Origin of the sequence: Halorubrum persicum (assembly GCF_002727125.1) — an archaeon.
Classification (GTDB): domain Archaea; phylum Halobacteriota; class Halobacteria; order Halobacteriales; family Haloferacaceae; genus Halorubrum; species Halorubrum persicum.
This window is the reverse complement of the sequence record NZ_NHOA01000031.1, coordinates 48,879-56,313: the sequence shown is the minus strand read 5'-3', so window position 1 is coordinate 56,313 and position 7,435 is coordinate 48,879. Positions and strand designations below refer to the sequence as shown.

Genomic DNA, 7,435 nt, shown 5'->3' with positions numbered 1-7,435 from the left:
CGATAGGCGCGGGAGCTGGAGGCAGTCCGCTCGCCGTGGTCGGACTCGTCGTCGCCGCGGAAGTCGGCGCGAAGGCGGCGACCGCGACGCTGGTCTGCGTGGGCGACGCGCCCCACGAGGGGCTCGGCTCCGCGCTGACCGGCGAGTCGTCGCCTCGGGCGATCATCCCCGTCCTCGCGCTGGCTGCGCCCNNGCCGTCCTCGCCGCGCTGGCGACGGCGGCGCTCGTCGCGCGGTGGGCTCGCCGACGGCTCGGGGGCGTCTCCGGCGACGTGCTCGGCGCCACCACCGAACTCGCGCGGGTCGCCGCGCTGCACGCGGGGGTGATCGCGTGGACGCGCTTCTGATGTGCGGCGGCCGCGGCAGCCGCCTCGGCGACGAGACGGAGAAGCCGCTCCGGGCGATCGCGGGGCGGCCGATGGTCGATCGGGTGGTCGACGCGCTCGCCGAGAGCCGGATCGCGGCGACTCACGCGGTCGTCTCCCCGCACGCGACGCGGACGCGAGCCCACCTCGCCGAGCGGGCGACCGACTCCCCGTCGCCGTCGGTCGTCGACGCCCCCGGAAACGGCTACGTCGCCGATCTGCAGTACGCGATGGACGCGGTCGACGCGGGGGGCGACCCGCTCCTGACCGTCGCCGCCGACCTTCCGCTGTTGGACGGCGCGGCGGTGAACGCGGTCATCGACGCGGCCCGCGCCGCCGACGGCGACTCGCTCACCGTCTGCGTGCCGGCGGCCCGGAAGCGCGAGCTGGGCGTCAGCGCGGACGCGACGACGGCGATCGACGGTCGCGAGGTCGTCCCCGCCGGGATCAACGTCGTCGGGACGGGTGACCGCGAGGCGAACGACGCTGACGGTGACGCGAACGACGCTGACGGCGACGGCGGCGCGGTCCACCTCACCGACGACGTCCGGATCGCCGTCAACGTCAACTACCCGTCGGACGCGCGGACCGCGGAGCGACTGCTGAAGCACGACGTGACGCAACCACCGGTCGACGGTTCGGTCGACCACCACACGGACCAATGAACCTCGACACCGCGCTCGGACTCGACTGCGAACCGCACGGCAGCAGCGACGACCCCGACCTGCTGGACTTCTCCGCGAACACCAACCCCGAGGTCCCGCCGGGCGTCGAGACCGCGTACCGCGAGGCGTTCGCGGCCGCGCGGTCGTACCCCGCGGACCCGCCGGCGGCGTACCGCGAGGCCGCGGCCGAGTACGTCGGGTGCGACCCGGAAGCGGTCGTGCCGACGCCCGGCGGGCTCGCCGCCATCCGGGCCGCGATCGCGCTCGCGGTCGACGCGGGCGACACCACCCTGCTCCCGGCGCCGAGCTTCGGCGAGTACGCCCGCGAGGTGCGCCTGGAGGGCGGCGAACCCGTCTTCGTCGCCGCCGACGCGGTCCTCGACGCCGATCCGACCGATCACGCGCTCGCGGTGGTCTGCGCCCCGAACAACCCCACCGGGACCGACTACGAGCGCGCGGAACTGGAGCGGTTCGCCGCGCGGTGCCGCGCGGCCGACACGCCCCTGCTCGTCGACGAGGCGTTCCGCGGGTTCACCGACCGCCCCTCGATCGCTGGGACCGCGGGCGTCGTCGTCGCCCGGTCGCTCACGAAGCTGTTCGGCCTGCCCGGGATCCGGGCGGGGTTCGCGGTCGCGACGGGCGAGTTCGGCGCGGCGCTCGCGAGCGCCCGCCGCCCGTGGAACGTGAGCGTCCCGGCGCTCGCGACCGGCACGCACTGCATGCGGCGAGACGCGTTCATATCTGCCACCCGCGAGCGCGTCCGCTCGGAGCGGGCGCGGATGGCGGCGGCGCTCGAGGAGCGGTACGACGTGACTCCCTCCGAGGCGCCGTTCCTGCTGCTCGACGTCGGAGCCGACGGCCGATCGGTCGAGGCGGTCGTCGAGGGGGCCCGCGACCGCGGCGTCGCGGTCCGCGACGCGACCTCCTTCCGCGGACTCGACTCGCACGTCCGGGTCGCGGTGCGCCGGCCCGCCGAGAACGACCGCCTGCTCGCGGCGCTGGGCGTGGGCGACGACCTGACCGGCGGTGGAGGATCGGGGGGCGACGATGTTTGACGCGACCGTGCGCGAGGGCGTGCTCCGCGTTCGCCGGCCCGAGACGCGCTGGCTCTCGACCGGCTGGAACGGGGGACGATCGCGCGGCGACGCCGCCTACAACGCCTCGGTCCCGGAGGGGTTCGACCGGACGGACCTCGGCGCGTACCGCGACGAGCGACTGGCGCGGGCGGGGTTCGAGACCGGGACCGTCCCGCCGGCCCTGTTCACCGGCGTCTCGCTGTCGCACGCGCGCGGTGCGCGCCTCGGACCGGTGATCGCGTACGCGACCGCCGGGCTGTCGAACCCCGCGACGCTGCCGATGGAGCCGGAGCGAGCGGCAGCCGACGCCGACGCTGGGAGCACCGAGCGCGACGCCGCGACGCCGATCGGTGAGCCGTCGCGGCGCCCCGGCACGGTCAACCTGATCGTCGGGACGACCCGTCGGCTCGCGGACGGCGCGGCGGCGAACCTCGTCGCGGTCGCGGCCGAGGCGAAGGCGGCGACGCTGCTCGCGACGGCCGGCGTGCCGGGGACGACGAGCGACGCCGTCGTCGTCGGCGACGACCCGACCGGGGAGCCGGCGGCGTTCTCGGGCAGTGCCACTCCGGTCGGGTCGGCGGCCCGCGTCTGCGTCCGGGACGCGGTCCGCGCGAGCCTGCGGTCGCGGTATCCGGACGGCGACTACCCCGGCCCGCCGGCCGACGCCGAACACGGCGTCGTCGGCGACGACCGGGCGACGGTTTTCGAACCATGACACACGACGACACCACTCGCGACGACGGCGACAGCGACGACGAATCGACGGACGGAGCGCCTACCGAGAGCGACGATCCCGCCGCCGCGCGGACTCCCGGCGGCGGTACGGCCCCCGAACCGCAGCCGATCGAGCCGAGCGCCCCCGCGGAGTTCGGGCTCGTGCAGGCCTGGTGGGGCGACGGCAAGGGGAAGACGACGGCGGCGATGGGGATGGGGTTCCGGGCCGCGGGCCACGGCTACCGCGTCCACATGCTCCAGTTCATGAAGGGCGGCGCCGACAGCGTCGAGGGCGTCAGGGGCGAGTACAACGCGATCGCCGCGATGCCGGGGTTCTCCTACGAGAACGCCGGCCACTACGGCTGGCACGGGCTCCTCGACGGCTCCGCGGACGACGAGCACGAGGCGAAGGCGAGCGCGGCGTTCGAGCGCGCCGAGACGCTCGTCGCGGGCGCCGCCAACGCGGACCTGACCGACGCGCTCCCGCTCGACGGCGACCCCGACGACGGCGTCCACATGCTCATCTTGGACGAGGTGTTGTACGCCGCCGACCGCGGGCTCGTCGACCCCGAGGAGATCGTCGCGCTCGCGGCGTCGAAGCCCGAGGGCCTCGAGCTCGTCCTCACCGGGAGCCACGCCGAGCCGGCGTATCTGGAGGGAGTCGCCGACCTGATCACCAACGTCCGGAAGGAGGCCCACCCCTTCGACGCGGGCCACCGCGCCCGGCGGGGAACGGAGTACTGAGTCGCGTGACCCCTCGGAGTCGCACGTGACCGCCCCCGACACCGACACGATACTGGTCGCCGGCACGGCGAGCCACGCCGGCAAGAGCACGCTTGCGGCCGGGCTCTGCCGCCACCTCTCTCGGAACGGGGCCGCCGTCGCCCCGTTCAAGGCCCAGAACATGAGCAACAACGCCCGGGTCGCGCTCACGCCCGAGGGCGAGTGGGGCGAGATCGGCGTCTCTCAGTACGTGCAGGCCCGGGCCGCGCGCGTCCCGCCGTCGACCGACATGAACCCCGTGCTGCTCAAGCCGCGCGGCGACGGCGAGAGCCAACTGGTGATCGACGGCGAGGCGGTCGGCGACGCCGCGGCCGGCGAGTACTACGAGTCGCACTGGGAGGGCGCCCGCGAGGCCGCCGTCGCGGCGCACCGCCGCCTCGCGGCCGACCACGACGTGATCGTCGCCGAGGGGGCGGGGAGCATCGCCGAGATCAACCTCCACGATCGGGACCTCGCGAACGTCGAGTGCGCCCGCTTCGCCGACGCCGCGGTCCTGATCGCGGTCGACATCGAGCGCGGCGGCGCCTTCGCGAGCCTCTACGGTACCCTCGAACTCCTCCCCGACGACGTGCGCGAGCGCGTCGCCGGCGCGGTCATCACCAAGTTCCGCGGCGACCCGTCCCTCTTGGCGCCCGGCATCGCGGAGATCGAGGAGCGGACGGGCGTCCCGATCCTCGGCGTCGTGCCGCACGACGACCCGGGGCTCCCGGCGGAGGACAGTCTCTCGCTGCCGGACGAGACGGCCGCCGGCGATCGGGGCGTTCTCGGCGCGGACGACGCGGTTCCCGAGGAGGCGGCGGTCCGGATCGCGGTCCCGCGGCTCCCGCGCATCTCGAACTTCACCGACCTGGAACCGCTCGCTCGCGAGCCCGGCGTTCGGGTCGCGTACGTCCCGCTCGACGGCTCCGGCGACGCTCCGCTCGACGGCGCGGACGCGGTCGTCCTCCCCGGCTCGAAGAACACGGTCGACGACCTCCTCGCGCTCCGCGACGCGGGAGTCGACGAGGCGCTCCGCGAGTTCGAGGGCCCGATCGTCGGCCTCTGCGGCGGCTACCAGATCCTCGGCGAGCGGATCACGGGCGCCGACATCGAGGGCACCGGCTCGGCGTCGACCGTCGAGGGCGTCGGCGTGCTCCCCGTCGAGACCCGCTTCTCGCCGGAGAAGCGCGTGGAGCGCGTGAGCCGAACCGTCGACGGGGTCGGTCCCCTCGCCGGCGCGTCGGGGACCGCGACCGGCTACGAGATCCACATGGGTCGGTCGTCGCCGACCGAGCCGGTCGCGCGGCCGCTCGGTCCGGAGAGCGCGGCGACCGATCGCGCGCTCGGAACCTACCTCCACGGCCTCTTCGAGAACGGGGGGGTCCGCGAGGCGTTCGTGTCGACCGTCTTCGCGGCGGCCGACGCTTCGCGGCCGACGGACCGCCCCCAGCCGACCGGCGGCGCGGACGGCGGACGGTCCCCCTACGACCGCGCCGCGGACCTCGTCGCCGACAACGTCGACCTGAGCGCGCTCGGGCTCGGCGATGTCGCCTGAGCGCGCCGGTCGGGCGGCCGCAACCGATTTGACGGTGGCGACCGACGAGCCGCGCATGGTCTCCCGCGAGAACGCCGTCATCGGTGCCTGCATCCTCCTCACCGTCGCCCTCGCCTTGGCGATCGAATCGCTCGATACGACGTACCCGGAGTGGCTCCCGATCGCGCTGTTCCTCGGCGGCGGCGTCATCGTGCCGCTGGCGATCAACGGGGCGCTGGACCGCCGAGAAACGGCGTAACGCGGACTCCACGGCGATTCCCCTCCACGAGGTCTCGAACCGACGCCGCGCAGTTTCGGGTCCGCGTCGCCCGGACCAGTATCACCCGTGAGACGCGGATGTTATGTCTTATATAACGGGACAGGGGAGGGCCCAGCATGGCTATCCCGAGAGAGTACGGTCGGGACGACTTCGGGCAGGGCGGCTTGAACGACAGACTCGACGTTGCCGAGCTCGTCGAGGAGATCGGGCTCGACGCCGACGAGATCGCGTGGCGAAAGGAGTTCGTCGGCTTCGACGAGGCCGACGAGCGGCGGCTGCGCCAGTACGAGGACGCGTTCGCGGAGAACGCCGACCAGATCGCGGCGGACTTCTACGAGAACCTCACCGCCCACGAACAGACCACCGACGTGATCGGTCGGTCCGACAAGGGGATCGACCAGCTCAAGCGGACCCAGTCGGCGTATCTCGTGACGCTCGCGCAGGGCGACTACGGCCCGGAGTACTTCGCTGACCGGGCGCGGATCGGGAAAATCCACGACCTGCTCGAGATGCCGATGAAACACTACATCGGTCAGTACGCCGTGTACTACGACCTCATCCTCCCGCTCATCGGCGATCGGCTCGTCGACTCGCTCACAGACCGGCTGGCCGACGCCGGAGCCGGCGAGGCGGTCGCCGCCGAGACCGAGGCGGCCATCGAGGAGGAGGTCGACGACGCCGTCGAAGATCTCCTCTCCGTCCTCCGGATCGTCAACCTCGACATGCAGGTCGTCACGGACACGTACATCCACTCGTACAGCGAGAAGCTCTCCGACGAGGTCGAGCGGAACGAGCGTCTGATGGCCGAGGTGGAAGCCGAGGTCAGCGAGCCGCTCAGCGACCTCCGGGAGTCGGCGGCGGACGTGGCCGACAGCGCCGCCGAAGTGGGTGACGCGTCCGAGGACCAGTCTCAGCGCGTCGCCGAGATCTCCTCGGAACTGTCGAACCTCTCGGCGACCGTCGAGGAGGTGGCGTCGACCGCCGACGAGGTCGAGCGCACGAGCAGCCGGGCGGAGGCGATGGCCGACGACGGGCGCGCGGCGGCCGACGACGCCGCGGCGGCCATGGACGACATCGGCGCCGCGGTCGAGGAGGTGGCCGACGACGTCGCGTCGCTTCAACGCCGCGTCGAGGAGATCGACGAGTTCGTCGACGCGATCAACGGGATCGCCGACCAGACGAACCTGCTCGCGCTGAACGCCTCGATCGAGGCGGCGCGGGCTGGCGAGGCCGGCGCCGGGTTCGGCGTCGTCGCCGACGAGATCAAATCGCTCGCCGAAGAGTCACAGCAGCACGCGAGCGACATCGAATCGATGGTCGAGGGGATCCGGACGGACACCGAGGACACCGCCGAGAGCCTCGCGGAGACGACCGAGCGGGTGGAGGAAGGGAGCGAGCGCGTCGGCGACGCGACGGAGAGCCTCACCTCGATCGCCGAGGCGGTGACGGAGACGGCGAGCGGGATCGACGAGGTCTCCGACGTGACGGACGAGCAGGCCGCCGCGGCCGAGGAGATCGCCGCCACGGTCGACGAGGTGGTCCGGCAGTCGAACCGGATCTCCGACGAGATGCAGGACCTAGCGGCCGAAAGCGAGCGACAGTCCGAGGCGGTCGAAACGGTCGAGCAGACCGTGCGCCGGTTGGCCGAGAGCGACCGAGACGACGCCGGGTCGGCTCGAGCGTCTCGCACCGACGGCGGGGCGGTCAAGAGGGGGTCTGCCGGCGACCGATCGGTTCCGGCGGGACTTCCTGACGGGATACCCGACTTCGTGATCGACCGGCTCTCCGACGAGGAACTGCGGGCGGTCGCCGACGGGGAAATGGACCCCGCGGATCTCGGACTGGGTCACGGCGCGAAGTAGGCGTCCGGTCCCCGAACGCCGCGGAGCTCTCGGAGCGGGCGGGCGCCACACCGGGCGCAGGCGTCGGGCTCCGCGGGGTCGTCGGGCAGCGCGAACACCGTCCCGCAGGCGTCGCAGACGACGTAGCGCAGCGCGAGCGACGGAGCGTCTGTCATGTGTCCGGTACGCGGCCGGCCCA

The 7,435-nt window shown here is 73.4% G+C and carries 8 protein-coding genes and 1 pseudogene; 8 read left to right on the top strand and 1 reads right to left on the bottom strand.

What is annotated here, in order from left to right; all coding sequences use genetic code 11:
* From DJ69_RS05015 to DJ69_RS04980, 8 genes and pseudogenes are all read left to right on the top strand, one after another.
* Nucleotides 1-346 (top strand): annotated as a pseudogene (locus tag DJ69_RS05015) (adenosylcobinamide-GDP ribazoletransferase); the annotation flags it as partial.
* A complete protein-coding gene (locus DJ69_RS05010; RefSeq protein ID WP_099254590.1) occupies nucleotides 346-1,029 on the top strand; it encodes an NTP transferase domain-containing protein in 684 nt (227 codons plus the stop codon). The pseudogene DJ69_RS05015 and the gene DJ69_RS05010, both read left to right, overlap by 1 nt.
* Nucleotides 1,026-2,084, top strand: a complete 1,059-nt coding sequence (locus DJ69_RS05005; RefSeq protein WP_099254589.1) for an aminotransferase class I/II-fold pyridoxal phosphate-dependent enzyme — start codon at nucleotides 1,026-1,028, stop codon at nucleotides 2,082-2,084. The genes DJ69_RS05010 and DJ69_RS05005 overlap by 4 nt, the downstream gene beginning before the upstream one ends.
* Nucleotides 2,077-2,820, top strand: coding sequence for an adenosylcobinamide amidohydrolase (locus DJ69_RS05000; protein ID WP_099254593.1), 744 nt, complete (start codon nucleotides 2,077-2,079; stop codon nucleotides 2,818-2,820). The genes DJ69_RS05005 and DJ69_RS05000 overlap by 8 nt, the downstream gene beginning before the upstream one ends.
* A complete protein-coding gene (locus DJ69_RS04995; protein ID WP_099254588.1) occupies nucleotides 2,817-3,563 on the top strand; it encodes a cob(I)yrinic acid a,c-diamide adenosyltransferase in 747 nt (248 codons plus the stop codon). The genes DJ69_RS05000 and DJ69_RS04995 overlap by 4 nt, the downstream gene beginning before the upstream one ends.
* Nucleotides 3,564-3,588: 25 nt before the next feature.
* Nucleotides 3,589-5,136, top strand: a complete 1,548-nt coding sequence (locus DJ69_RS04990; protein ID WP_099254587.1) for a cobyric acid synthase — start codon at nucleotides 3,589-3,591, stop codon at nucleotides 5,134-5,136.
* A gap of 55 nt (nucleotides 5,137-5,191) precedes the next feature.
* On the top strand, nucleotides 5,192-5,374 hold the full coding sequence (locus DJ69_RS04985) for a hypothetical protein (protein ID WP_099254586.1): 183 nt from the start codon (nucleotides 5,192-5,194) through the stop codon (nucleotides 5,372-5,374).
* 137 nt (nucleotides 5,375-5,511) lie between these two features.
* Nucleotides 5,512-7,257, top strand: a complete 1,746-nt coding sequence (locus DJ69_RS04980; RefSeq protein WP_245851515.1) for a globin-coupled sensor protein — start codon at nucleotides 5,512-5,514, stop codon at nucleotides 7,255-7,257.
* On the opposite strand, the gene DJ69_RS18245 is transcribed toward DJ69_RS04980, so the two are convergent.
* Nucleotides 7,242-7,412, bottom strand: a complete 171-nt coding sequence (locus tag DJ69_RS18245; RefSeq protein ID WP_180271726.1) for a hypothetical protein — start codon at nucleotides 7,410-7,412, stop codon at nucleotides 7,242-7,244. The genes DJ69_RS04980 and DJ69_RS18245 overlap by 16 nt on opposite strands.
* Nucleotides 7,413-7,435 lie beyond the last annotated feature (23 nt).

Excerpts from the sequence above, each read along its gene's own strand:
- DJ69_RS05010 (WP_099254590.1), top strand. The coding sequence starts at position 346 with ATGTGCGGCGGCCGCGGCAGCCGCCTCGGCGACGAGACGGAGAAGCCG.
- DJ69_RS04995 (WP_099254588.1), top strand. The coding sequence starts at position 2,817 with ATGACACACGACGACACCACTCGCGACGACGGCGACAGCGACGACGAA.
- DJ69_RS05005 (WP_099254589.1), top strand. The coding sequence starts at position 1,026 with ATGAACCTCGACACCGCGCTCGGACTCGACTGCGAACCGCACGGCAGC.
- DJ69_RS05000 (WP_099254593.1), top strand. The coding sequence starts at position 2,077 with ATGTTTGACGCGACCGTGCGCGAGGGCGTGCTCCGCGTTCGCCGGCCC.
- DJ69_RS04980 (WP_245851515.1), top strand. The coding sequence starts at position 5,512 with ATGGCTATCCCGAGAGAGTACGGTCGGGACGACTTCGGGCAGGGCGGC.
- DJ69_RS04985 (WP_099254586.1), top strand. The coding sequence starts at position 5,192 with ATGGTCTCCCGCGAGAACGCCGTCATCGGTGCCTGCATCCTCCTCACC.
- DJ69_RS18245 (WP_180271726.1), bottom strand. The coding sequence starts at position 7,412 with ATGACAGACGCTCCGTCGCTCGCGCTGCGCTACGTCGTCTGCGACGCC.